Raw genomic sequence first — 775 nt, forward strand, 5'->3', positions numbered from 1 at the left:
CTACAGCAGGAACATGTGCAGGAAGTTATACATTAACAAGAACATGGATTGCAACTGACCTTTGTGGATTAACTACAACTCATGTTCAAACGATAACTGTTCAAGATACAACAGCTCCGACAGTAGTTACATCATTCCCAACTGTTTTAAATGTAACTTGTAATTCAATTCCAGCAGTACCTCAATTAGTATTTACGGATGCTTGTTCTAGCACACCAATTACTGTTGTGACTACAGAAACAACTTCAACAGTTGCTTCAGATGGAACATCCACTATTGTAAGAACTTGGACAGTAACTGATGCTTGTGGAAATAGTGCTACGTTTACACAAACAATTAATGTGTCAATTCCAAACTACTTCCAACAGTTAACAATTGATGCTCAATGTAGTCTTGATATCGAACTTGAAGTGAACGTTATGTCAATTATTAACAATCAGTTTGGAACACAACCAACTGGAGGTACATGGACTGATGTTAGTAGCTCAGGTGCTTTAGACATAACTAATGGTGTATTCACTCCATTGAATTTAGCAAACGGAAGTTATATTGTTAGATATAAAACTAATGATCCATATTGCCCAAGAACATTTGAAATAACAATCCCAACAAGTGATGAATTCGAAACTTGCGGTGTTTTAGCTTGTAAAAATATAATAGTATATAACGCAGTAACACCAAATGGAGATACTTTGAATGATAGTTTTGTAATTGAAAACATTACTAACTTAGATTGTTACCCAGAAAACACCGTTGAAATTTACAACCGTTGGGG

1 protein-coding gene is annotated in these 775 nt (G+C 35.1%); it reads left to right on the forward strand.

Annotation, left to right across the window (positions count from 1 at the left end; all coding sequences use genetic code 11):
* The coding region (locus tag ACYU7A_RS07995; RefSeq protein ID WP_460575573.1) for a T9SS type B sorting domain-containing protein at positions 1 to 775 on the forward strand (775 nt) is incomplete at both ends.

This window comes from Flavobacterium koreense (assembly GCF_054776075.1).